The following is a 24319-nucleotide window of genomic DNA, read 5'->3' on the forward strand; positions in this document are numbered from 1 at the left end:
CTCAGGCTCCTTTCTTGTAGGAGGACATCGCCATGTATTTCTCCGCCACCGGCCAGCTGGCGGCGCGCGCGGCCTCCTGCATGCATTCGATGAGTGCTGCCCCTTCCGTCGGCTGGCGATGCGCCTTCATGTCGCCGTCGCGGTAGGCGTTGATGAAACGGAATTCGAGCGGGTCCATGCCGATCAGCCGCGCCAGCTTGTCCATCTGCACCTCCAGCGCGAAGTCGCCGATGGTGATGCCAAAGCCACGCATGGCGGAGGAGGGGGTGCGGTTGGTGTAGACGCAGTAGGTGTCGATCCAGACATTGGGGATCGTGTAGGGGCCGGGGTAATGGCCGGCGCCCTTCTGCGCGCCGTAAGGCGAATGGCGCGAATACGCGCCGGCATCTGTGTAGCCGGTCACCTTGCGCGCGACGATGCGGCCGTCCTTCATGACGCCGTCCTTGATCACCACCTTTTCGGCGGCTCGCGGCGAGGAAATCTGCATCTCCTCCTCGCGGCTGTAGATGAAACAGACCGGTCGCCCGGTTAGTTTGGCGCCAAGGATCGCGATTGGCTCGACGATGACGTCGACCTTGCCGCCGAAGCCGCCGCCGACGGTGCCGCCGACGAAATGCAGCTTCGAGCCAGGCATCTGCAGGATGATCGAGGTGTTGTCGAGGGTGAAGAACATCGCCTGCGTGTTGGTGTAGCAGGTGAAGCGGTCATTGCCCTCCGGCGCCACTACGCAGCCGGTTGTTTCGGTCGGCGCATGCTCGATGGGCGAAGACTGATAGCTCTGTTCGAGGATGTGATCCGCGCCGGCGAAGCCCCCCTCGACATCGCCGAAACGCACTTTGCGGCACTCGCCGCTGTCATAGAGATAGTAGTTCTGGCCGTGATATTCGTTGACGATGGGCGCGCCGGGCTTCAGCGCTTCCTCCATGTCGAAGACGGCCGGCAAAACCTCGTAATCGACCTTGACCTTGGCGGCGGCTTCTTGCGCGGCGCGTTCGGTTTCAGCCAGCACCGCCACCACGGCCTCGCCCTTCCAGCGCACCTTGCCGTCGGCCAGCACCGTCTCGTCCTCGGGCCCGATCTGGATCAGGATCAGTATGGTGTAGACATTGTGCGGCACGTCCTTGGCGCTCAGCACGCGGACCACGCCCGGATGCTTCTCGGCTTCCGAGGTGTCGATCGACCGGATGCGGGCGTGATGATGGGGGCTGCGCACCATCTTCAGATGCAGCATGCCGGGGAAATTGCGGTCGGCGAAGAAGGCGGTCTTGCCAGTGACATGGCCGGGCGAGTCCGAGCGGGGCCGGGCCTGGCCGATCTCGTGCAGATCGTCCTTGCGGACATCGGCGAAGTAGCTCTTGCGCAGTTTCATTCTTTCGTCCCCTCAGAGCATGATGCCGAAAAGTGTGAAGCGGTTTTCGGACGACATCATGCTCTATCTCTTTGATTTAGAGACGGATTCAGATTTCAGGTCGAACAGACCTGAAATCATCCGACTCTAGGCCGCGTTCTGCGAATTGCCGCGGGCGGCGGTAAGCACTGCCTGGATGATCGGCTCGTAGCCGGTGCAGCGGCAGATGTTTCCCGACAGCGCCTCCACGACGTCCTCCCGACTGGGATTGGGCGTGTGGTCGAGCAGCACCTTCGCGGCCATGATCATACCCGGCGTGCAGAAGCCGCATTGCGTGGCGAAGGTGTCGAGGAAGGCGCGCTGCAGCGGGTGCAGCACACCACCTTCGGCAAGGCCCGACGTGGTCGTGATGGTCGCGCCATTGCAGGTTTCGGCCAAAGTCAGACAGGAAAGCCTGAGTTCGCCGTCGACGATGACGGAACAGGCGCCGCAGGTGCCTTGATGGCAGCCGCCTTTCGGCGAGGTGTCGCCGATCTTGTCGCGAAGCGCATGAAGCAGCGTGGTACCGCTGTCGATGAATTCGGCCTTTTCGGAGCCGTTGAGCGTAAACTGAACCGGGACCTTCGCCATTCTTTCCTCCTTGCGCGCCTGCCCCGCAGGGCAAGCGCGCGCCCCCCGACATGTGATTAGCTGAGCAGCAGCCGGCCGAGATGGACCGGCAGGACCTCAGCGCGGTACCAGGCGCTGGCGATGGGGTCGGTGATTGGCGCGGCCCCTTCGGTGGCGACGACCAGCGCGGCCGCGATGCCGTCCTGGTCGAGCGTCTTTCCCTCGAGCGCTTTTTCCGCCGCCCTGGCACGCACCGGCCGATCGGCCATGCAGCCGAGCGCGATCCGCGCCGAGGACACTGTCCCATCTCCAGCCTGCTCCAGAACGACGGCGATGCTGAGCACCGAAACCCCCTTGGGTTTGACCCGCGACACTTTGAGGAAGCGGAGGCCGCCGGCCTTCGGAAGCGTGAAGCTGACCGATGTGACGATGGCAGGGCTGTCGCCCCGCCTGGACAGGAAGGTCTCGAGGGGGCTTTCGCCGTCATCTGTGGCGACCGTCGCATCGAGCGCCAGCAACGCTACCGTGAAGTCGCCATAGGGCGCCGGCGCGAACAGGTTGCCGCCGACGGTCGCCATGTTGCGGATCGCCGGGCCGCCGACGGCTCGTGCGGCCCCGGCAAGCGCGCCAAGGTCGGGATGGCGGGCGATCTGCGCCATCGTCACCGAGGCGCCGATGCGAACCTTGCCGGCGCCGACCCCGATGGCCGACAGGGCAGGGTCGGTCGACCTGACAAGGCCGGAGACCGAGACGTCGCCTTCATTGGCCGCGCGGACCACCAGCGTGCCGCCGCCGAGATAGCGCGTACCGGCGGACTTCAGCGCGGCATTCGCGTCCTTTACCGTTGCAAAAGTCTGCAGCGCCAACGCCATGGCCCGCTCCTTCAGTCCTGGCCGGCGAAATGGTTTTTCAGGGCGTTGAAGCCGCCCTGGAAGACATTGGTGCCCATGCCCTCGGCGAGCTTGTCCGCGTCCTCGGGGGCGGCGTCGAAGCTGGCGGTCCATTCGGCATAGGTGCGATCGCCGTCTGTGACGCGCCTGAGCTGCAGCGTCGCCTTGTGGTTGGTGAGTGGCTGGGGCGTCTCCAGGATGGAATAGCTGACCAGGAAATCACTATCGGAAAAGTCGAGCAGTTTTTCGCGCAGCCGGGCGCCGCTGACGAGCTGGAAGTTGCGCACGCAGCCGATCGTGCCGGCATCCTTGCCGTCCTCGATATGGCTCTCCACCATGCGTGGGTGCCAGCCCGGCAGGCCGTTGAAGTCGCGTATGCGCGCCCAGACTTTTTCGACCGGCGCGTCGATGACGCTGGAGATGGTGACTTTGGGCATGTGATGTTCCCTTGCGGATGACCGTTGCGGCAAGGGTAGGGCGCTGGACCGGGCAGCGCTTATCAATGCGTCTTGAGCCTGTATCAAGCAGTCTGAAAAACAGATGTCCGCCGGTTCAGGCCGTTGCCCGTGCCGCTTCGCGATAGAGCGTCGGCGGCACGCCGACATGGTCGCGGAAGAAGCGCGAGAAATTGCCTTGCGTCGTGAAGCCGAGATTGCAGGCGACGGAGATCAGCGGTTCCTGCGACCATTGCAGCTGCCGCACCGCCTCTTCCATGCGTAGCGTGTTCCAGTAGACATTGGGCGTCAGATTTGTCTGTTCCTTGAACAGGGCAAAGAAATGCGGCCTCGACAGGCCGACGGCGCGTGCCACGTCGTCGAAGGAGATGCGCTCGCAGACATTGGCTTTCATCAGCTGGATCGCCTTGCGGACGCGGAAATCCTGCATGGTGCTTATGCGCGCGCGTAGCTCCTGCGGCGCCGAGGCGTCGGCGGCATCGAGCACGGAATCGATGAAGCGCTCGATCTCGTAGTTGGCGACATCGTCGACGCTTTCATTGTCGGTGAGATGGTCGAGCAGGCCGGCGGCGGCCTGATGCAGCCACGGCTCGAGCGCGATTGCCGCCTGCGAGAACAGCGGCGCACTGGACGGCAGGTCGCGGCGGCGGCGCGCCCAGTCCGGATCGATGTAGAAGGCGAGGAAAAGGCCTGGCCTGCCTTCCTGCGAGAGCACATGGCTGTGCGGCTGCAGCGAATTGATGCCGGCGGCGGTCCCCGGTCCGAGCCGGACCGTCTCGCGGCCGATGGTCATCTCGCCGGCCGTGCCTTCGAGCCAGATGATCAGATGTGCCTCGACATGGGCATGGGTGACGAAGTCGCTCGCGACATTCAGGACAGAAACATGTCCGAACCGGCCCCAGTAGAGCCTGATCGCTTCCGTCATAGGTATATCCTCCCGCAAGCGACTGGCCTCCCTTCGCTTGCATTGGGATTGTGCGGTGGGTTTTCGGTATCCGTCAAGGGATCGACCATTGGCCGGTCCCCAGGGCTCTGGGCTTCAGCCGATTTTCAGACTGAGCGATAGGAACCAGAACGAATAGCGCTTCGGCAAACGACAACCCCTCAGTCGCTGCGCCTGAAATTGCGGATGCGGTCGAACAGCACCGCCAGCAGGATGGCGCCGCCGATGAAGGTGCCTTGCCAGAAGGCGTTGATGCCGAGCAGGCCGAGGCTGTTGCGGATCACCTCGATCAGCGCCGCGCCGACGATGGCGCCGAAGGCGGTGCCGACACCGCCGGCGAGGTCGGCGCCGCCGATGACGGTCGCGGCGATCACCTGCAGTTCCATGCCGTTGCCGAGATTGGTGGTGACGGCGCCCAGCCAGCCGGTCTGGATGATGCCGGCAATGCCGGCCGACAGCGCCGAGATCATGTAGACGGCGACCTTGATCTGCTTCACCGGAACGCCGGTCAGCGTCGCGGCGTGCTCGTTGCCGCCAATGGCGAAGATATGGCGGCCGAACTTGGTCCAGCGCAGCACGAAACCGGTGATCAGCGCCAGGATGATCATGTAGAGAACCGGATTGGCGATGCCGAACAGCCAGGCGCCGCCGCCGAGCGCCAGAAGCTTGTCATGGTCGGGGCCGAACTGGAAGACCACGGTGTTGTTGGAGGCGACCATGGCCAGGCTACGGGCAATCGACAGCATGCCGAGCGTTACCACGAAGGGCGGAAAGCCGAGATAGGCGATGAATATGCCGTTGAAGGCGCCGATGGCCAGCGCTGTGACGATCGAGGCGAGGATGCCGATTTCGATCGAGTAGCCGGCATGCATGGTCACCGCCAGCACCATCGACGACAGGCACAGCACCGAGCCGACCGACAGGTCGATGCCGCCGGTGATGATGACGAAGGTCATGCCGAGCGCGACGATGGCGACGAAGGTGACGTTGCGCGTGATGTTGTAGAGATTTTTCGATGTGGCGAAGGCGTCGGTGGCGAAGGACAGGAAAATGCAGGCGAGGATGACGGCGATCACCACCCAGAAGGTCTGGGTGGAGAACAGCCGCGAGAGGAAGGTGTGCTGCTTCTGCGCGATCGTCTGGTCAAGAGTGACTGCCATTATCGACCTTTCCTGCCGGCAGCGAAGCGCGCCAGCGCAATGAAACCCGGTTTTGCCGCTCTCATGCCGCCTGCTCGATGGCGCCGGTGATCAGTCCGGTGACTTCCTCGGGCGAACTCGACGCGATTGTCTTGTCGGCGACCTTCCTGCCGCGCCGCATGACGATGACGCGGTCGGCGACGTCGAAGACGTCGGGCATGCGGTGGCTGATCAGGACGACCGCGATGCCCTGGTCGCGCAGATGGCGGATGAGGTTCAGGACTTCGGCGACCTGCCGCACCGAGATTGCGGCGGTCGGCTCGTCCATCAGCACGATCTTGGCCTGCGACAGCATGGTGCGGGCGATCGCCACCGCCTGGCGCTGGCCGCCAGACATCTGTTTGACCAGGTCGCGCGGGCGGGTCTCGGACTTCAGTTCGGCGAAAAGCTGGCCGGCACGTTTGTACATGGCCGCGTAGTCGAGGATGCGGAACGGACCGACGCCGCGGCGCAGCTCGCGGCCGAGATAGACATTGGCGGCGGCCGTCAGATTGTTGCAGAGCGCGAGATCCTGATGGACGATCTCGATGCCGTGCTGGCGGGCTTCCGCCGGCTTGTTCAGCAACAGCTCCTTGCCGTCCATGCGCATGATGCCATGGCTCGGGTGGAAATTGCCGGCAATCATCTTGACCAGCGTCGACTTGCCGGCGCCATTGTCGCCCATCAGGCCGACGACCTGTCCGGGCTCGATCGACAGGGATACGTCGTTGACCGCCTGGATGGCGCCGAAATGCTTCGAGATGTTGGTGAGTTCGAGAACCGCCACCAGCCTGCTGCCTCCCATGCCCTGCCATGCGCCCGAACAATGGACAATGGCTTTCTACAGTCGCTCCCCCGGCTCCTCCCTGAGACAGCAACGTCGTCATCTACGCAAAAGCCCGCCCGGGCGTCAATTGTCGTGTAGGCGAGAACCTGCGATTTGTCAGACGAATAGTGCCATTGCATTTTGAAAAATCCGTTTTGTAGGACAAATAGCAATTGACGTCGGCCGCCTGCCGTACTTAGCTGCATGTTGGAGGAAGATGTGTCGGCCGTCGTCAACGGCTGCCGGCATGGAACTGGCGGTGGTGCCGGCGAATAGCCGGGCGATCGCGTCTGATAAATGCTTATCGTCCCGCCATGATGGCAAGAGCGCTCGCGCCTTCGTCATCTCGGATCCGGGCCGGTCTGTGTGGCGGGCACGCCGTGTCCGTCTGTTTCCAAGGGAGGACTGACATGAGGAAAACAGTTTTGCTCGCCGCCGTCGCCGCCATGGCGCTGGGCGCCGGGCCGGCTCTGGCCAAGAAGCAACTCGTCATCGTGGTGAAAGGTCTCGACAATCCGTTCTTCGAGGCCATCCACCAGGGTTGCGAGAAGTGGAACAAGGAGAATGCCAGCTCGGAATATGCATGCTTCTACACAGGTCCGGCCTCGACTTCCGATGAGGCCGGCGAAGCGCAGATCCTGCAAGACGTGCTGAGCAAGCCGGACACGGCGGCGGTGGCGATCTCGCCGTCCAATGCGCCGCTGATTGCGCAGACGCTCAAGACCGCCAATCCGACGATCCCGATCATGACCGTCGACGCCGATCTCACCAAGGAAGACGCAGCCCTGCGCAAGACCTATCTCGGCACCGACAACTACCTGATGGGCAAGAAGATCGGCGAGTACATCAAGAAGGCCAAGCCGAATGGCGGCACGATCTGCACCATCGAGGGCAATCCGGCAGCCGACAACATCCTGCGCCGCGCGCAAGGCATGCGCGACGCGCTGACCGGCAAGGAAGGCCTCGCGGCACTGGCCGGCGAAGGCGGCTGGACGGAAGTCGCCGGCTGCCCGGTGTTCACTAATGACGACGGCGCCAAGGGCGTGCAGGCGATGACCGACATCCTCGCCGCCAACCCCAAGCTCGATGCGTTCGGCATCATGGGCGGCTGGCCGCTGTTCGGCGCCCCGCAGCCCTATCGCGACCTGGTCGGACCGTTGAAGGACCGGCTGGCCAAGAACGACTTCGTCATCGGCGCCGCCGACACGATCGGCGACGAGGTGGCGATCGCCAGGGATGGCCTCGTCACCGCGCTGGTCGGCCAGCGGCCCTTCGAAATGGGCTACAAGGCACCGTCGGTGATGATCGACCTGATCGAGGGCAAGAAGGTCGACGATCCGGTCTTCACCGGCCTCGACGAATGCACCAAGGACACGGTCGACACCTGCATCCAGAAGTAGCTCGCACTATCGGGGCGTCCTTTTCGAAGGGCGCCCCATCACTTCCCTCAGGGATAAGGACAAGGCAGCCTTGTCGGGCCAGCAGGCTCCGGCTTGACGTGCCCGTGCGTCTTGCCATGCGGCATGGACAACAGCGGGGCGGACAGTCGAACGGCCTGCGAGACAAGATTGCCGACGCCGGAACGAAGATGCCGGACGACAAGCCCACAAAGCGATCCGCCGCGGCCGAAATGCCGCCCAGCCCGCCCGCCGCCACGGTTCGCCGGCCCGATATGGCGTGGAATCCGGGATCGAGCGTGCATGCTTCGCTGGCCGGCGAGATCGGCCTCAGGATCGTGCGCGGCGACTACCCGCCCGGCACCATCCTGCCCAATGAGGCCAAATGGTCGGAAACCTTCAACGTCAGCCGATCGGCGGTGCGCGAGGCGATCAAGATGCTAATGGCCAAGAGCCTTTTGGCATCGCGTCCCAAGATCGGCAGCTGGGTCGAACCCCGGGAACGCTGGAACCTGCTCGACCGCGATGTGCTTGCCTGGTACGCGACCTCGCCGGACCGCGAGGTGTTCCTGCGCACCGTGCAGGAATTTCGCCATATCATCGAGCCGGAAGCATCCGCCTTCGCCGCCATCCGGCGCAGCGGCGAGCAGATGGCCGAGATCAGCCAGGCCTGTCGCGAGATGGGCGCGGCGACAAACCTGCAGGAGCGCACGCGCGCCGATACGCGCTTCCACCTCGCCATCCTCAGGGCCTCCGGCAACGATCTGCTGGTGCCGCTCGGCGTCCTGATCGAGTCCGCGCTCGACCATCTCTTCGTCTTCGTCACGCGCGAGCACAGCGACCAGCGGCGCGCGCAGGCGCTGCATGAGGCGATCGAGAAGAACATCCGCCTGCAGCGGCCGGCCGCCGCCAGGAGCGCGGTGCATAAATTGCTCGCCAACACCGACGAAGTGATCGAACGGTCGCGGCGGTAGGTCGGCCGCTCGGGCGTCAGATGGTCTGTTTCTTGCCATCCTTCATCGGCATCAGATCGATGCCGTTCACCTTGGCGATATGGGTCGCCAGCATCGGCACGAACTGCTCGGCCGGTCCGGTGGCGTGCGCCCCGGCGAATGAATTCTTGGTGGCGTTGCCGAGCGGGTTGGCGATGCCGGCCGCCCCTGCCATCGATTCCAGATAAGTCAGGTCCTTGAAGGCATTGGCGATGGTGAATTTGTGGGCGTCGCGGTCGCCTTCCAGGGTCCAGCGCATGAAGGTCTGGTAGAAGCCGCAATCCATGCGGCCGTTGCGGATGACGCTGTCGAAGCGCGGCGGCGAGATGCCGACCTTCTCGGCCAGCGCCAATGCCTCGGAATAGATGGCCGCATAGCCCAGCGAGATGAAATTGTTGAGCAGCTTCATGCGGTGGCCGTCGCCGGTGTCGCCGATATGGACGATGCGGCCGGCCCAGGTCTCGATCACCGGCTTGACCCTGGCGAAGACGGCATCGGGCGCGCCGACCATGGCGTCGAGCGTGCCTTCCCAGGCCTCCTTGGGCGTGCGGCTCAGCGGTGCATCGACAAAGTCGACGCCGATCTCCTTCAATTCGGCCGCAAGCGCCACCGTCGAGACCGGGTCGGAGGTTGAGCAGTCGACGACGACCGAACCCTTTTTCAAACCCTCCTTGAGGCCGCCGGGGCCGCGGATGATGGCTTCAACCTCGCGCGAGCCGGTGACGCAGATGAAGACGATATCGGATGCCGCCGCCACGTCGCGCGCGGTCGCCGCCTCCTTGGCGCCCCGGCCAAGCATATCTTCCGCCGGTTTGCGGTTCTTACGGCCGAGGAAAGTGAGGGGATAGCCCTTGTCGACGATGTTCCTGGCGATGCCGTGACCCATCAGGCCGAGGCCGACAAAGCCGATTTTTTCGTGGGTTGCGGTCGTGTTCATGCTGCCTGTCCTGTTTACGATTATCGATAATCTCGGCGCTGTTTTAGCCATAGACGGTTGCGGAAAGCAATATTGTCTGACAATAGACGCAAATCCCAGGGATTTTCGTGGAGACCAGGAATGACGAAGCGGATCATGTTTACCGGCGGCAGCGGCAAGGCTGGGCGCCACGTCGTGCAATATCTGGTGGAGCAGGGCTGCCAGGTGCTCAACATCGACACCAGGCCGCTCGACAATCCCAAGGTGCGCACGCTGATCACCGACATCACCGACAGCGGCCAGGTGTTCAACGCGCTGTCGAGCTATATGGGCCTGCACGAATTCGATCCGTCGCTGCGCCCGCAGCCGGTGGACGCCGTGGTGCATTTCGCCGCCATTCCACGCATCATGATCACCCCCGACAACGAAGTGTTCCGCATCAATGCGATGGGCACCTACAATGTCATCGAGGCGGCGGTGAAGCTCGGCATCCGCAAGGTGATCATTGCCTCCAGCGAAACGACCTACGGCCTTGTCTTCGCCAATGAGCCGCGCGATCCCAGATATTTCCCGCTCGACGAGGCGTATGACGTCGATCCGATGGACAGCTACGCGCTGTCCAAGATCGTCAACGAGCAGACCGCGCGCGCCTTCGCGCAGCGCAACGGCACCGACATCTACGCACTTCGCATCGGCAACGTCATCGAGCCGCATGAATATTCGCTGTTTCCGAAATGGTTCGCGGATCCCGGATTCCGCAAGCGCATCGCCTGGAGTTATATCGACGCGCGCGACCTTGGCCAGATCACGCTGCGCGCGGTCGAGAAGGACGGGCTCGGCTACCAGGTGTTCAATGCCGCCAATGACGACACCTCGTCGGACCTGCCGACGGCCGAACTCCTCAAGCGGTTCTATCCCAGCGTGCCGGTCAAGGAGGAGCTCGGCGAATACGAGACGCTGCTGTCGAACCGCAAGGCACGTGACCTGCTCGGCTTCCGCCCGGAACACAGCTGGCGCAAATACGTCAAGACCGCCTGACCATGGTCGAATCGTCGTTGGGTTGTGCATAGCCCGGGGCTTTGGCGCCCAACGACCGCACCGCGCTTGACAGCTTCCTTAAACCGGCCTTTCTGGAACTCATGCGGGACGCGAAGCCGAACAAGGAAAAATCGCCCAAAAAGGCTGTAGCCGCCGAGCGCCAGGCCGGCGTTCGCCGGCCCGACGCGGCGCGCATTCCCGGCGCCAGCGTGCACACGTCGCTGGCCAGCGAGATCGGGCTCAGGATCGTGCGCGGCGACTATCCGCCAGGCACCATCCTGCCCAACGAAGCCAAATGGTCGGAGACCTTCAGCGTCAGCCGCTCGGCGGTGCGCGAGGCGATCAAGATGCTGATGGCCAAGAGCCTGTTGGCATCCCGTCCCAAGATCGGCAGCTGGGTCGAACCGAAGGAGCGGTGGAACCTGCTTGACCGGGACGTGCTCGCCTGGTACGCGACGTCGCCGGACCGCGAAGTGTTCCTGAGGACGGTCCAGGAATTCCGCCACATCATCGAGCCGGAAGCGACCGCCTTCGCCGCCATGCGGCGGACCGAGGAGCAGATGGCCGAGATCAGCCAGGCCTGCCGGGAGATGGGTGAGGCGACCAGCCTGCAGGAACGCACCCGCGCCGACACCCGCTTCCACCTCGCAATCCTGCGTGCTTCCGGCAATGACCTGCTGGTGCCGCTCGGCGTGTTGATCGAATCCGCCTTCGATCACCTGTTCACCTACACGACCCGGGAGCTCGACGATCTGCAACTGGCGCAGAAGATGCACGAGGCGATCGAGAAGAACATCCGCCTGAAACGGCCGGACGCGGCGCGCAATGCCGTGCGAAAGCTCCTGGCCAATACCGACAACGTCATCCGGTCGCGATAGATTTCGCGACATCTCCGTTTGGCGCAGGTGTTGCCGCCGCGTGGCTCACGCCTTGCCCATGGCGATGGATTTGCGGAAAGCCGCGGCCAGACCCTTTGCCACCGCCTCGTCGAAACCGGCTTCGCGCATCGTCTCGATCGCGGCCGCGGTGGTGCCGCGATAGTCGAGGAAGGCTTCGACCGTATCGGCCGGAGAGGCGTCCCGCAGTTCAAGCAGCCGGCCGGTGCCCGCGAGCAGCGTGTTGACGGCGCGCTGCGCGACATCGGGCGAGAGGCCGAAGGCAACCGCGTCGCGGCGCATCGCCTCCGCCAGCAGGGCAGGGAAGGCCGGGCCGGAGCCGGCAAGTCCGGTCAGGTAGTCGATGTCGCGTTCGCTGCCGACCTCGTCCTGTATCCCGCAGGCGTCGAAGATCGCGCGCACGACGGCGCGGTCCGCCTCGGAGGTGCCGCCGCTTGCGATCCACGGCGTATAGGACCTTGCCACCTCGGCGGCCGCGTTGGGCAGCGAGCGCACCACCCTTGAGGTCGCATGCTTCCCGGCGATGTCGGCAAGACGGATGCCGGCCATCACCGAAACCACCAGTTTGCCCTTGGCGTCGACAGCCAGGGACGGCCAGTCTTCGGGCCGCACCGACAGCAGGATGACATCGCAGCGGTCGGCGAGCGCCTGGTTGTCGTCTGTCCAGAAGGCGCCGGGGAAGCGTGGCGGTTTCGCGCGCCGGTAGGATAGCGTGAGGTTTTCCGCGCGGACCACGCCAGCCGCAAGAGCCGCCCCGACAATCGCGCCGCCCAGCCAGCCCGCGCCACCGACAATGCCGAGCCTGATCGAAGCGTTCATGTATGCCTCCTTTTGTTGGCGCCAAGGTGAGGAAGGCCGCGATCCTTGTCCAGTGCGCGACGCAACCTCGAATGGCTGGCGGCGTTGGTCTGTTTTTGGCCGGCTGTCGAAGCAATCGGGCCGCCATCTCAACAAAATTCGAGGGCCTGTGTCGGATCGGCTGTGTGATGCCCGTCCTTGGGACATCGAAGAGGACCAAAAGGAGTAAGGAAAATGCCCAGCACCGTTCGTCTGCATCGCGTTCTGACCACCAGCCCGCAGAAGGTCTACCGCGCGTTCCTCGAGGCCGACGCGCTTGCCAAATGGCTTCCGCCAAACGGCTTCACCTGCACGGTCCATCATCTGGAAGGCAAGGTCGGCGGTACGTTCAAGATGTCGTTCCGCAACTTCACCACCGGTGACAGCCACTCTTTCGGCGGCGAATATGTCGAGCTCGTTCCAGGCGAGCTCCTGCGCTACACAGACAGGTTCGACGACCCCAATTTGCCGGGCCAGATCGAGGTGACCGTGACGCTGAAGAAAGTGTCCGTCGGCACCGAAGTGAACATCACCCAGGCCGGCATTCCTGACGTCATTCCCGCGGAAGCCTGCTATCTCGGCTGGCAGGAATCGCTGAGGAACCTGGCCAAGCTGGTCGAGCCCGAGATCAACCAATAGGCGCCGATGGCGGGCGAGGGAGGCTAGTCCTCCCTCGGGCGGCCAAACGCCTCGCGCAATTCGTCCTTGGCGTCCTCGAGCACCTTCTTCTGCTTTGCCAGCAGGTTCTTGCCGGCCCGGTTGATGTAGAAATTCAGCATCGACATGGCGGACTGGAAGGGTTCGGCCTTGCGGCGGTGGCTGTGTTCGGCCGATCGCTTGAGCGAGGCGGCAATCTTCCTGGCGTCGCCGGACTCAAAGATATGCTCCTCGAGATCCATCGCATCGCTGTGCTCGGTCACCCCGGCCGACCATTTTTGTGTGGCTGCGGTCATGGCTGGTCTCCTTTGCGGCTGTTGAGCGGAAACTCCAGATACTGGCGTCGGTTCCCCTTCGTGGTCGTTCTGGAGCCACGGATTTGCACGCTGTGGCGCTGCAGTGTTCCGCGAATGCGTCGATAGTAGCCAAAACAGCAGCGGCTGAAGCCGCCGACAGGAAACGCCTTTGACCCGAACCGATTTGAGCCGGCCCAGTCCCGGCATCGACAGTTCCTACGCCTGGATGCGGCTGGCCATCTCGATGCTGCTGGCAACGATCGGCGCTGTCGGCATGTGGGCTGTCGTCGTGGTGCTGCCGGCGGTGCAGGCCGAGTTCGGCGTCGACCGCGCTGCCGCATCCATGCCCTACACCGCGACCATGGTGGGCTTTGCCGCCGGCAATGTTCTGGTTGGCCGTGCCATCGACCGCATGGGCTACTGGATTCCGGCGCTGATCTCTTCGATAGCGCTCTCCGCCGGCCTCCTGCTCGCGGCGCTGTCGACCTCGATCCTGCAATTCACCCTTGCCCAGGGGGTGCTGATCGGTCTTGGCACATCGGTTATCTTCGGACCATTGATCGCCGACATCTCGCACTGGTTCAATCGCCGGCGCGGCGTGGCCGTCACCGCGGCGGCCGCCGGCAATTATCTCGCCGGAGCCATCTGGCCGACGATCATGCCGACGCTGATCAAGGCGGAAGGCTGGCGCTTCACCTATGCCGCCATCGGCATTTTCTGCCTGGTCACCATGGTGCCGCTGGTGCTGTTGCTGCGGCGTGGGGTTCCGGAAGCGGCGGTCGCCGGCTCACCCGGCAGCCGATCCGTACAGTCACTTGCGATGTCGCCGGCGGCCATGCAGGTGCTGCTGGTGGTCGCCGGTCTCGGCTGCTGCGTGGCGATGTCGATGCCGCAAGTGCATATCGTCGCCTATTGCATGGATCTCGGCTACGGCATGGCGCATGGCGCGGACATGCTGTCGATCATGATGGCGGCGGGCGTCGTCAGCCGCCTTGCCTCGGGCTTTGTCGCCGATCGCATCGGCGGCGTCAGAACCCTGATTATCGGCTCGGTGCTGCAATGCCTGTCCTTGCTGTTCTATATCCCGTTCGACGGGCTCGCCTCGCTCTATGTCGTGTCGCTGGTCTTCGGCCTGTCGCAAGGCGGCATCGTGCCTTGCTATGCGATCATCGTGCGCGAATACCTTCCGGCCAAGGAGGCCGGCCAGCGCATCGGCATCGTCATGATGGCGACGATCTTCGGCATGGCTATCGGCGGCTGGATGTCGGGCTGGATCTACGACCTGACCGGCTCCTACGCGGCCGCGTTCCTCAACGGCATCGCCTGGAACCTCCTGAACATACTGGCCATCGGCCTGTTCATGTGGAAGGCCAGGCAGAGAGTTGCCGCGGCCGCTTGAGGCCAGGCCAGGCACGGCTGGCTTGACAACAGCCGGTCACTGCGCGACGCCAAGAGCCGATGGGTGCGGCAACAGGCTGGTAAGATGGCGACGGCTGGAAAGATCGCATTGCGGGTCAGTGGCCACGCGCATGGTCCAAGGCCTTGATCAAGCCGCGCTCGCGCCGGGGCGGCGGCCGCCCGACCATATCGGATGTGGCACGCAAGGCCGGCGTCGGCGCCATCACCGTTTCGCGCGCGTTGCGCGAGCCGGAGCGCGTTTCCGAGGAACTGCGCCGCCAGATCCAGGCCGCCGTCGAAGAGCTCGGCTACGTGCCGGACCCCAATGCGCGGGCGCTGGCCTCGGCGCGGGCGGAGGTGTTCGGCGTGCTGGTGCCGTCGCTGACCAACAACGTCTTCGCCGAGGTGGTTCGCGGCATCTATGACAGCCTGTCGGACAGTCCGTTCCGCATCCAGCTCGGCAACACGCACTATTCCGGACTGGAAGAGGAGCGGCTGCTGCAGGTGTTCGGCTCGCAGCGGCCGGCCGCGCTGATCGTCGCCGGCATCGATCAGACGCCTGCCTCACGAAAACTGCTGGAGAATGCCGGGTGCCCGGTGGTCCAGGTGATGGAGACCGGGCCTGATCCCGTGGACATGATGGTCGGTTTCTCGCATCTCGACGGCGGCAGGGCGGCTACCGAGCACTTGATCGAGGCGGGATATCGCCGGATCGGTTTCATCGGTGCGCGCATGGATCCGCGCTCGCAGCGGCGCCTGGCCGGTTACAGGGTGGCAATGGAGAAGGCCGGCCTGCTGGACCCGCGGCTGATCACCACCACGCCGGTGCTGTCCAGCGTGTCGCTGGGCCGCGAACTGTTCCGCGACGCGCTGGCCAAGATGCCGACGCTGGATGGTGTGTTCTGCAACAATGACGACATCGCGCTCGGCGTGCTGTTCGAATGCCATCGCGCTTCGATCGACGTGCCGAAGACGATCGGCATTGTCGGCTTCAACGATCTAGACATGATGCAGGTGGCCTTTCCCTCGGTCACCAGCATCCGCACCCATCGCTATGAAATCGGCAGGCGGGCGGTCGCCATGGCGCTTGCCGCGATATCCGGAAACAGGCCGCAAGAGCGGATCGCCGATCTTGGCTTCGAGCTGAAGCGCCGCGAGAGCACGGCGCGCTGAACACAGTTTCGGGAACGCACCCGAATGGTGCTTTACACAACGTCATGGTAGCGCTACCATTTCTCTCGGCAGGCTTTGTCGTTGAGCGATTGACTCCTGTTTATTATACATAAGCGACAGCTGATGCTTGTTTATTATGGATAATATGATAAGTTTCTGCGACTGATGGGGACGGCCAAGGGGAGGGAGCGCGGAGGTCTTCGGCACCTGGAGGCCATGATGGGCAAGGCGGGAGGGCGCCAGCCGGAACGCAAAAATTGCATAGAACTGAACAGACAATCAGAACTGCAATCGGGAGGATTATCGATGATCAAGTCACTCGTCGGTGGCATTGTTGCCGCCAGCGCATTCGTCATGCTCAATTCGGCCGCCATGGCCGCCGGCCCTGAGATCGTCTCCGGCCCCGCCGCCCAGGCCGACTGTTTCGCGCCCTGGGGCGCGGATACGAAGTTCTTCAAATATCCAAAGAAGGAAGGTCCGTTCCGCATCGCCTTCGCCAATGGCTATATCGCCAACACCTGGCGCATCCAGATGGTGCAGACGGCCAAGGCCTACGCGGCACAGCCAGACGTCAAGGCAAAGATCAAGGAATTCAAGGTTGTGTCGACCGGCGAGGATGTGCCGGCGCAGATTTCGGCGATCAACAATTTCATCGATTCCGGCTATGACGCCATCGTCACCGACGCGCAGAACCCGACCGCTTTCGGGCCGGTCATCAAGCGCGCCAAGGAGGCCGGCATCGTGCTGGTCGCCTTCGACAACATCCTCGACACCAAGGACGCCATCAACGTCAATGTCGACCAGAAGGGCCTTGGCGAATTGTGGGCCAAGTGGCTGGTCGAGAAGGTGCCGAACGGCGGCAAGATCCTCGAAGTGCGCGGCGTCGCCGGCACATCGGTCGACACCGACCGCCACAACGGCATCCACGAAGTGCTCGACGCCTCGGGTAAGAAATGGGACGTGACCGAAGTCGCCGGCAAGTGGGACGACGGCGTGGCACAGAAGGTGACCGCCGACGCGATCGCCACCAACGGTCCGTTCGACGGCATCACCGGGCAGGGCGGGGACACCGGCATCGTCCAGGCGATGATCGACGCCAAGCATCCCTTCGTGCCCTTCGGCGGCGAGACGGAAAACGGCTTCCGCAAGTTCTGCGCGGCGCATTCGGCCGATGGCCTGAAATGCACCTCCGCCGGCTCGGGCCCGGCGCAGGTCGCCGTCGCCATCAAGACGGCGATCGCCGCACTCGAGGGCGAGGTGGTGCCGCAGGAGGTGAAGCTGCCTCTTGCCGTCGCCACGGATCCGGACATGAAGGAAGGCACGGATTACTTCCCGAAGGAATCCGACAATTTCTTTGTCGGCAACTCTTTCCCGACCTGCGGCATCAATTTCAGCGCCCAGGAAATCATGGGGCAGACCAAGGAAAACCAGTAGTCCCTTCCTCTCATCCGGCGCTGCGGCTCACCCCCGCGGCGCCACCCCTCACTCTTGAAATGCCCCGGGAGGGTTGATGGACGGTGCGGCAGCACTCTTTCGCATGGAAGGCATCTCCAAGCGCTATGGCGGCGTGCGGGCGCTGGAAAAGGCCGAACTGTCGGTCGAGGCCGGCAGCATCCATGCCATCCTCGGCGAAAATGGCGCCGGCAAGTCGACGCTGATCAAGGTCATGTCGGGCGTGGTCGCGCCCGATGAGGGCCGCATGATGCTGGACGGGCGCGAGGTGACCTTCGCCTCGCCCGGAGCGGCGAACAAGGCCGGTATCGTCTGCATCTTCCAGGAACTGTCGCTGATCCCCGAGCTCAGCGTCGCCGATAATATCGTCATATCGGACCCGCCCAAACGCTTCGGCATGATCGACCGCAAGGCACAGCGGCGCATCGCAGAGGACGCGCTGGCGCGCGCCGGTGCGGCCGACATCCATCCTCTGGCGCTGGTCAAGGACCTGCCGCTGTCGCGCAGGCAAATGGTCGAGATCGCCAAGGCGCTCGCCCGCAAGCCGCGCATCCTCATCCTCGACGAGGCGACTTCGGCACTCACGGCGGCGGACGTCTCCAAGATTTTCGGCGTGCTGAAGCGGCTGCGCTCGGAAGGATTGGCGCTGCTCTACATCTCACACCGCATGAACGAGATCGCCGAACTCGCCGACCAGTGCACGGTGTTCCGCAACGGTCGCAATGTCGCCAGTTACAAGGCCGGCTCGAAGAGCGACAATGAGGTGGTCGAACTGATGATCGGCCGTGAGTACAGCCATATCTTCCCGCCTAAAACGGCGGCGGCGCCAGCAAATGCGCCCCCCAGGCTCGAGGCGCGCAAGCTGTCATGGGCCGACCGGCTGCACGACATTTCGCTAACCGTCAGGGCAGGCGAGGTCGTCGGCCTCGGCGGGCTCGACGGCCAGGGCCAGCGGGAGTTGCTGCTTGCCTTCTTCGGCGTGCTGCGCGGCCTGTCGGGCGAAGTGCTGATCGACGGCAAGCCGGCGGCGATCAGCAGCCCGGCGGCGGCCCGCGAGGACGGCATCGGCATGGCGCTCATCCCGGAGGACCGCAAGACCGAAGGCCTGATGCTGCCGATGACGGTGCGCGAAAACCTATCCTTCGCCGCGCTCGACCGGTTGTCGAAGGGCGGCATCATCGACCGCGTCGCCGAACAGCGGCTGATCGACGACATGGTTGGCCTGCTGGCAATCAAGACGGCGGGGCTCGATATTCCGGTCGGCGCGCTGTCGGGCGGCAACCAGCAGAAGGTGGTCATCGCCAAATGGCTGATGCGCCAACCGCGCATCATCCTGCTCAACGACCCGACACGCGGCATCGATGTCGGCACCAAGCAGGAGATCTATCAGCTGATGCGCAAGCTTGCGGATGCCGGCGCGGCAATCCTGTTCTATTCGACCGACTATGACGAGCTGATCGGCTGCTGCGACCGGGTTCTGGTGCTCTATGACGGGGCGGTCAAGCGCGAGCTGGTCGGCGCCGAGATCACCGAGCGGGCGCTGATATCGAGCGCGCTCAACATCCATGGCGAGGAGAGCCCGGTGGGCCTGGGAGCAAGCGTGTGAGGGATTCGCGCTACTGGCTGGCCGAGCAGCGCGGAACGCTGCTGGCGCTTGGCATCTTCATCGTCATGTTCGTCATCTACACCTCCAATCATCCGGCGGGTTTCACCGCCAATGTGGTGCAGACGGCGGCCAACAAGGGCGTGCTGCTCGCCTTCGTCGCCATGGCGCAGACGCTGGTGGTGATCACCGCCGGCATCGACCTGTCCGTCGGCATGATCTTTCTCCTGACCAACTGCCTGGCGTCCTGGCTGGTGGTGGGTATGCCGACGCAGACGGCGCTCGGCGTCGTCGCCGTGCTGGCCGTAGGGCTCGTGTGCGGCGCGATCAACGGCGCCATCGTCATCTACGGACGGCTGCAGCCGATCGTCGCCACCATCGCTACCGGAGCTGTCTATTACGGCATCGGCCTTCTGCTGCGGCCCTTCCCGGGCGGTTCGGTCAATGAAGACCTCGCCGACGCGCTGACCGGCCGTGTGTTTGGCGTGGTACCGGCAAGCCTGGTCGTGCTGCTCGCCATCGTGCTGGTGATCTGGGTACCGTTCAGCCGCTCGGTGCTCGGCCGCGCGGCCTATGCGGCGGGGTCGTCGGAAACGGCGGCATACATGTCCGGCGTGCCGATAAGGCGCGGCAAGTTCGCCGCCTACACGCTGGCCGGACTGCTGGCATCGATCGGCGGCCTGTTCCTGACCTTCTTCACCTATACGGGCGAGGCGGCCTATGCGAGCGGCAATTCCTACACGCTGTTCTCGATCGCCGCGGTCGTGCTTGGCGGTGTGTCGCTGTTCGGCGGCAAGGGCAGCGCCATCGGCGCCATCTTCGGCGCGCTCGCGTTCCGTACCATTGGCGACCTGCTGTTCGTCTTCGATTTCGATCCGCTCTGGCAACCGCTGTTCCAGGGCGTTATCCTGCTGGTCGCCGTCAGCCTCGGCGCTTTCGCCCTGTTTCGGGTCCGCAACCGGTTGGAGTGGTTCTTGTGAGCGACATGACCCTTGCCGGCCGCATGCCCAAATTCATCCGCCGCGCCGACCCGGCGGTGCTGACCGCCTTTGCCTGCATCGTGGTGCTGCTGTTGGTGGGCAGCCTCTATTCGCGCAGCTTCCTGTCGCCTGAATATCTCCTGCAGCAGCTCAAGGTAGCCTCTTTCCTCGGCGTCATCGCCACCGGCATGATGCTGGTCATCCTGCTCGGCCAGATCGATCTGTCGGTGCCGTGGTCGGTGGCGGCGGGCGCGATGATGGCGTGCGCGGCGGCCGCCTACGGTCCGTCCGGCGTGGCGCTGGCGATCCCGTTCGGCATCTTTTGCGGCGTGCTGATCGGCATCGTCAACGGCATCGGCGTTGCCTATCTGCGCATTCCCTCGATGATCATCACGCTGGCCACCAACGCCGTCGCGCAAGGGTTGATGGTGGTCTATACCGGCGGCTTCTCGCCGCAGGATTCGGCGACCGGCGCCATGCGCTATCTGGCAACCGGCTTCGCCATTCCAGGCGTGCCAAACGCGGTCATCATCTGGGCGCTTATCGGCGCGGCAATGGTGTTCGTGCTGACCCGGACCGGCTTTGGCCGTGCGGTCTACGGCATCGGCAATCGAGAGCGGGCGGCCTATCTCTCCGGCATCGACACCAGACGCGTGGTGATGATCGCCTTCGCGGCCTCCGGCGGGCTGTCGGCCTTCGGTGGCGTGCTGCTGGCCGGTTACGCCTCCAAGGCGGCGCAGTCGATGGGGGACGCCTATCTCTTGCCGTCGATCGCGGCGGTCGTGCTTGGCGGTACCTCCATCCTGGGCGGGCGTGGTTCCTATCTCGGCACCGTCGCCGGCGTGATCCTGATCACGCTGCTGCAGTCCATCCTGTCGGTCATGCAGATGCCGGAGGCGGGGCGGCAGATTATCTATGGCGTCGTCATCGTCGCCATGCTGCTGCTTTATGGCCGCGCGCCGGCAAGCCGCTGACAGTGGACGAAAAGACAGCAGAGGCGCCGACGGGCGCTCCCGGCGCGGTGCCTGCGGCCATCGTCGTGATGGGCGTCGCCGGCTGCGGCAAGTCAGCCGTCGGTATCGCCCTGGCAACCGCAATGGGTGCCGTCTTCATCGAGGGCGACCGGCTGCACCCGTCCGAAAACGTCGCCCGCATGGCACGTGGCGAGCCGCTCACCGACCAGTTGCGCGAAGGCTGGCTCGATGCGATCGGCGCGCAGATCGCGGCCTCGGTTGACAAAGGGCAAGGCGCGGTCGCCGCCTGCTCGGCGCTGAAGCGGCGCTACCGTGAGCGCCTGCGCGGTTTTTGCCCCGGCATCGTCTTCCTCTATCTGGAGATCGATCCGGCCACGGCGCGGCGGCGCGTTGGCAACCGCAAGGGCCATTTCATGCCGGCAAGTTTGGTCGACAGCCAATTCGCCATCCTCGATCCGCCGGGCGTCGATGAGCAGGCGCTGACGCTTGACGCGACGCGGCCGGTCGCCGAGCTCGTCGCGCAGGCAATGCGCTCGATGCGCCGGTCATGAGCCTTCTTCAGAACCGATGGCAATGCTGTCCTGCGCTTCCGTCATCCGTTCATGGCGGGACCAGGACATCATCTGCTCCGGGTATGCCTTCAGCGCTTCCAGCAATCGGTCGCGCTTGAGCAGGATGTAGTGTGCCTGCAGCGCCATGTTCTTGGCTCCGTCCCTGGCTGCGTCCACCGAGGAGGGCGCCGGTATCGCCGGCACAAATTCGGGGCTTAGCACAGCCCGGTATTCCTGGAAGGGCACCACCTCGAAAGTCGACATGGCAAAGAGCGCCGTCTTGCCCCGGGCGGCGAAATTCGCCGGTGCCGAGGCAAGATGCGTCCAGCCCCTCTCGCCCAGCGCGACTTCGGTGAAGGTCGAGCCGGCGTGGATGGTGTTGGTCATCATCACGACGCCGTTCTGCCTCAGCATCTTCTGGATGCGGATGGTGACCTGATAGGCGTCGTCGCGGTCGAAGACGATCCGGCTTTTCAGAAACCGGTTCTCGACATCGACCAATGGCGGGTTGAGGAAGCGCAGCCCAAAGGCCGTCTCGGACACGCCGTGCGTGTCGACGCTGACCTGATGCGCCTCGATGCCGGCCTCGTATATGGCGCGCTTGCCGATCATGGTCTGGGCGGTGAACTGATCGCACCAGAGGATCGCGCCATGACCGCGCCGCAAGGCCGCCTGCAGACCCTCCAGTCCTTCCAGCCGGATCGTCGGCTTCCAGCGGCGGGCGACCAGGTGCGCGGCAAGTTGCATGCGCCGACGATGGCGCGCCGCCAGCAATGCCTCGAAAAGCTGGCGCGCATCGATACCATTGCCGAGCACCGCTTGCGCCGCGGCGGCATAGCCGTGGAAATCCTTGCGCATATGGCGCTTCAGGCGAAACCTTGACGCCCAATCGCAGATCGGCGCCCAGCATCGCACCGGCAGTGCCGCCGCGACGGCGAGATAGAAGAGGGCAACCAGACCTTCGCGAGAATCCCTGGTCGAGAAGCCGCGGAGCCTGCCGGGATCGACTATCTTGCGGCTGAAAAAGCGCACGTCCTCGCCATAGTCGGGGACGAAGACATCGGCGATGATCTCAGTGCGAAAACTGGCGGTCGATGGTTGCTTGCGTTCGGCTTTTCGGGATTTCGTGAACCTCGACAGCCTCATTCGCCCGGCTCTATATCTGGGATGTCAGCTCGACCGGAAAATCGTCATTGTCGGCATCGCGCATGGCGGCGAGGCTTCTGTTGTCCAACACCTCTGCGATCGCCTGGCGCACTTCCAGCATCATGTGGCGGACCTGGCAGGTCGCCTCGTCGCAGTCCTCGCAGCGCTGATATTGCGTGCGGCTGGCGCATGGGATCGGCGCCAGCGGACCATCGAGGACACGCACGACATGGCCGATCTTGATCTCGGAGGCCGGCCGGGCGAGGCGATAGCCGCCTTCCTTGCCCTTGCGGCTCTGGACAAAGCCGGCGTTGCGCAATTCGCCCAGGATGGCATCGAGAAATTTCTTCGGGATGTTATTGGAGACGGCGATGTCGTTGACGAAGGCCAATTGGCCAACCGGAAGATTGGAAAGATGCACGAGGGCCTTGAGGCCGTATTTGCCTTTTTTCGTCAGCATGCCCTGATCAACCCGCTAAAGCCCCAACCGCCCCGCATCTGGAGGCTGTTTGTGTGCAAATGATGACGGCTTTGCCCCTGCACGCTGCCGATTCGCGAAAACAAGCCATTGCAGGGCATGTTAGGCACAAACGCGTTGATTCTTTGTAACGTTTTGCACGCGGAGCGCCGGATCTGCCGTGTCGCACCGCATGAACGAGAAAAGCCGGCCCGGGGCCGGCTTTTGTGATCTTCCATTGGGCCGCGGCGGCTTTACCGGCTGCCATAAGCCTGGTCGAGCAGGCCGCCGGCGGCAAAATGCTCTTTCTGGACCTTGTCCCAACCGCCGAAGACGTCCTCCACCGTCAGCAGCCGCACATCCGGGAAATCGGCCTTGTATTTGGCCGCGACAGCCGCGTCGCGGGCGCGCAGGCCATTGTCGGCGGCGATGCCCTGGCCTTCGGGCGTATAGAGGAAGTCGAGATAGCTCTTGGCCAGATCGCGCGTGCCGTGCTCGTCCGCGACCTTGTCGACGATCGCCACCGGGAACTCCGCCAGAAGGCTGACCGAAGGTGTGACCTGCTCGAACTTGTCGTCGCCATATTCCTTGCGGATGCCGCGCGTCTCGGATTCGAAAGTGATCAGCACGTCGCCGATCTCGCGCTGCACGAAGGTGGTGGTCGCGGCGCGCCCGCCAGTGTCGAAGATCGGCACGTTGTTGAAAAGCTTGGTGATGAACTCCTTCACCTTGGCGTCGTCGCCCTTGAAGGCTTCCTTGGCGTAGGCGGTGGCGGCCAGATAGGTGTAGCGCGCATTGCCCGACGTCTTCGGATTGGGGAAGATCACCTGCACATCGTCGCGCACAAGGTCGTTCCAATCCTTGATGTGCTTGGGATTGCCGGCGCGCACGAGGAAGGACGGAAGCGAATAGAAGGGCGAGGCGTTGTCGGGGAAATCCTTCTGCCAGTCGGCGGAGACGAGACCCTTCTTGACCAGGAAGTCGACGTCGGTGACCTGGTTGAAGGTGACGACATCGGCGCCGAGGCCTTCTGCGATGGCGCGCGCCTGTGCCGATGTGCCGGCATGCGACTGGTCGATGCTGACGCCCGGATGCTTCTCGATGAAGGCCTTGTTGACCTGCACGAACAGTTCGCGGCCGACGTCGTAGGACGCGTTCAGCAGCTTGTCGGCGGACCAAGCCTGGGAAGATGCGAGGAGAAGGCCGGCGGCGGCTGCGCCGAGGAAAAATCGCTTCATGAAAAGCTCCGGATGCAATGCGGTTATGGCTCGACCATAGCCGTGGCGCATGGGTCAGGGCGAGGCATG

The 24319-nt window shown here is 64.0% G+C and carries 25 protein-coding genes; 12 read left to right on the top strand and 13 right to left on the bottom strand.

Features of this window, described 5'->3' with window-relative positions:
• Window position 1 precedes the first annotated feature (1 nt).
• The 7 genes from FJ967_RS33965 to FJ967_RS13190 all read right to left on the bottom strand — a co-directional run bounded on the left by FJ967_RS33965 (window position 2) and on the right by FJ967_RS13190 (window position 6210).
• Window positions 2-1369 (bottom strand): xanthine dehydrogenase family protein molybdopterin-binding subunit, encoded by a 1368-nt coding sequence (locus tag FJ967_RS33965; RefSeq protein WP_140732220.1) that lies wholly within the window; start codon window positions 1367-1369, stop codon window positions 2-4.
• 126 nt (window positions 1370-1495) lie between these two features.
• Entirely contained in the window at window positions 1496-1978 is a 483-nt protein-coding gene (locus tag FJ967_RS13165; protein WP_140732221.1) for a (2Fe-2S)-binding protein, read from the bottom strand.
• Between the two features lie 56 nt (window positions 1979-2034).
• Window positions 2035-2829, bottom strand: a complete 795-nt coding sequence (locus tag FJ967_RS13170) for an FAD binding domain-containing protein (protein ID WP_140732222.1) — start codon at window positions 2827-2829, stop codon at window positions 2035-2037.
• Between the two features lie 11 nt (window positions 2830-2840).
• Window positions 2841-3284 carry an SRPBCC family protein gene (locus FJ967_RS13175; RefSeq protein WP_140732223.1) on the bottom strand — a complete coding sequence of 148 codons (444 nt, stop codon included), beginning with the start codon at window positions 3282-3284 and terminating at the stop codon, window positions 2841-2843.
• Window positions 3285-3399: 115 nt separating this feature from the next.
• The gene (locus FJ967_RS13180) at window positions 3400-4227 is read right to left on the bottom strand and encodes an AraC family transcriptional regulator (protein WP_140732224.1); all 828 of its coding nucleotides are present in this window, start codon (window positions 4225-4227) and stop codon (window positions 3400-3402) included.
• A 179-nt stretch (window positions 4228-4406) separates the two neighbouring features.
• Window positions 4407-5405, bottom strand: a complete 999-nt coding sequence (locus FJ967_RS13185; protein ID WP_140732226.1) for an ABC transporter permease — start codon at window positions 5403-5405, stop codon at window positions 4407-4409.
• A 61-nt stretch (window positions 5406-5466) separates the two neighbouring features.
• Window positions 5467-6210 (bottom strand): ATP-binding cassette domain-containing protein, encoded by a 744-nt coding sequence (locus FJ967_RS13190; protein ID WP_140732381.1) that lies wholly within the window; start codon window positions 6208-6210, stop codon window positions 5467-5469.
• A 449-nt stretch (window positions 6211-6659) separates the two neighbouring features.
• Between FJ967_RS13190 and FJ967_RS13195 the strand changes: the two genes are divergently transcribed.
• Window positions 6660-7649, top strand: a complete 990-nt coding sequence (locus FJ967_RS13195; protein ID WP_140732227.1) for a sugar-binding protein — start codon at window positions 6660-6662, stop codon at window positions 7647-7649.
• A 188-nt stretch (window positions 7650-7837) separates the two neighbouring features.
• Entirely contained in the window at window positions 7838-8620 is a 783-nt protein-coding gene (locus FJ967_RS13200) for a FadR/GntR family transcriptional regulator (RefSeq protein ID WP_140732229.1), read from the top strand.
• 16 nt (window positions 8621-8636) lie between these two features.
• Here the strand turns inward: FJ967_RS13200 and FJ967_RS13205 are convergent, their stop codons facing one another.
• Window positions 8637-9575 (bottom strand): NAD(P)-dependent oxidoreductase, encoded by a 939-nt coding sequence (locus FJ967_RS13205; RefSeq protein WP_140732231.1) that lies wholly within the window; start codon window positions 9573-9575, stop codon window positions 8637-8639.
• 120 nt (window positions 9576-9695) lie between these two features.
• On the opposite strand from FJ967_RS13205, the gene FJ967_RS13210 reads away from it, so the two are divergent.
• On the top strand, window positions 9696-10592 hold the full coding sequence (locus tag FJ967_RS13210; protein ID WP_140732232.1) for an NAD(P)-dependent oxidoreductase: 897 nt from the start codon (window positions 9696-9698) through the stop codon (window positions 10590-10592).
• 101 nt (window positions 10593-10693) lie between these two features.
• Window positions 10694-11470: a FadR/GntR family transcriptional regulator gene (locus FJ967_RS13215; RefSeq protein ID WP_140732233.1), complete on the top strand. Its 777-nt coding sequence runs from the start codon at window positions 10694-10696 to the stop codon at window positions 11468-11470.
• Between the two features lie 45 nt (window positions 11471-11515).
• Here FJ967_RS13215 and FJ967_RS13220 read toward each other — a convergent pair whose 3' ends face one another.
• Entirely contained in the window at window positions 11516-12307 is a 792-nt protein-coding gene (locus tag FJ967_RS13220) for a pyrroline-5-carboxylate reductase dimerization domain-containing protein (protein WP_140732234.1), read from the bottom strand.
• A gap of 213 nt (window positions 12308-12520) precedes the next feature.
• Between FJ967_RS13220 and FJ967_RS13225 the strand changes: the two genes are divergently transcribed.
• The gene (locus FJ967_RS13225; protein ID WP_140732236.1) at window positions 12521-12964 is read left to right on the top strand and encodes an SRPBCC family protein; all 444 of its coding nucleotides are present in this window, start codon (window positions 12521-12523) and stop codon (window positions 12962-12964) included.
• 23 nt (window positions 12965-12987) lie between these two features.
• On the opposite strand, the gene FJ967_RS13230 is transcribed toward FJ967_RS13225, so the two are convergent.
• Window positions 12988-13278: a DUF3175 domain-containing protein gene (locus FJ967_RS13230; protein WP_140732238.1), complete on the bottom strand. Its 291-nt coding sequence runs from the start codon at window positions 13276-13278 to the stop codon at window positions 12988-12990.
• Between the two features lie 169 nt (window positions 13279-13447).
• On the opposite strand from FJ967_RS13230, the gene FJ967_RS13235 reads away from it, so the two are divergent.
• The 7 genes from FJ967_RS13235 (at window position 13448) to FJ967_RS13265 (ending at window position 21409) form a co-directional block, all read left to right on the top strand.
• Window positions 13448-14677 (top strand): MFS transporter, encoded by a 1230-nt coding sequence (locus FJ967_RS13235; RefSeq protein WP_140732239.1) that lies wholly within the window; start codon window positions 13448-13450, stop codon window positions 14675-14677.
• A gap of 143 nt (window positions 14678-14820) precedes the next feature.
• The gene (locus FJ967_RS13240; RefSeq protein ID WP_140732241.1) at window positions 14821-15849 is read left to right on the top strand and encodes a LacI family DNA-binding transcriptional regulator; all 1029 of its coding nucleotides are present in this window, start codon (window positions 14821-14823) and stop codon (window positions 15847-15849) included.
• Between the two features lie 306 nt (window positions 15850-16155).
• Window positions 16156-17283, top strand: a complete 1128-nt coding sequence (locus tag FJ967_RS13245; RefSeq protein WP_140732243.1) for a sugar ABC transporter substrate-binding protein — start codon at window positions 16156-16158, stop codon at window positions 17281-17283.
• 76 nt (window positions 17284-17359) lie between these two features.
• The gene (locus tag FJ967_RS13250; RefSeq protein ID WP_140732244.1) at window positions 17360-18907 is read left to right on the top strand and encodes a sugar ABC transporter ATP-binding protein; all 1548 of its coding nucleotides are present in this window, start codon (window positions 17360-17362) and stop codon (window positions 18905-18907) included.
• Window positions 18904-19884 carry an ABC transporter permease gene (locus tag FJ967_RS13255; protein ID WP_140732245.1) on the top strand — a complete coding sequence of 327 codons (981 nt, stop codon included), beginning with the start codon at window positions 18904-18906 and terminating at the stop codon, window positions 19882-19884. The genes FJ967_RS13250 and FJ967_RS13255 overlap by 4 nt, the downstream gene beginning before the upstream one ends.
• Window positions 19881-20858 carry an ABC transporter permease gene (locus FJ967_RS13260; RefSeq protein WP_140732247.1) on the top strand — a complete coding sequence of 326 codons (978 nt, stop codon included), beginning with the start codon at window positions 19881-19883 and terminating at the stop codon, window positions 20856-20858. The genes FJ967_RS13255 and FJ967_RS13260 overlap by 4 nt, the downstream gene beginning before the upstream one ends.
• Window positions 20859-20860: 2 nt before the next feature.
• Window positions 20861-21409 carry a gluconokinase gene (locus FJ967_RS13265; RefSeq protein WP_140732249.1) on the top strand — a complete coding sequence of 183 codons (549 nt, stop codon included), beginning with the start codon at window positions 20861-20863 and terminating at the stop codon, window positions 21407-21409.
• Here FJ967_RS13265 and FJ967_RS13270 read toward each other — a convergent pair.
• The 3 genes from FJ967_RS13270 to FJ967_RS13280 all read right to left on the bottom strand — a co-directional run bounded on the left by FJ967_RS13270 (window position 21404) and on the right by FJ967_RS13280 (window position 24250).
• A complete protein-coding gene (locus FJ967_RS13270; RefSeq protein WP_140732251.1) occupies window positions 21404-22555 on the bottom strand; it encodes a hypothetical protein in 1152 nt (383 codons plus the stop codon). The two genes, FJ967_RS13265 and FJ967_RS13270, sit on opposite strands and share 6 nt — an antisense overlap.
• Window positions 22556-22565: 10 nt before the next feature.
• Entirely contained in the window at window positions 22566-23015 is a 450-nt protein-coding gene (locus FJ967_RS13275) for an Rrf2 family transcriptional regulator (RefSeq protein ID WP_140732252.1), read from the bottom strand.
• 251 nt (window positions 23016-23266) lie between these two features.
• Complete coding sequence (locus FJ967_RS13280; protein ID WP_140732254.1) at window positions 23267-24250, bottom strand: sulfate ABC transporter substrate-binding protein; 984 nt, start codon at window positions 24248-24250, stop codon at window positions 23267-23269.
• Between the last annotated feature and the right edge of the window lie 69 nt (window positions 24251-24319).

Source organism: Mesorhizobium sp. B2-3-4 (assembly GCF_006442315.1).
In the GTDB taxonomy this organism is placed as follows: domain Bacteria; phylum Pseudomonadota; class Alphaproteobacteria; order Rhizobiales; family Rhizobiaceae; genus Mesorhizobium.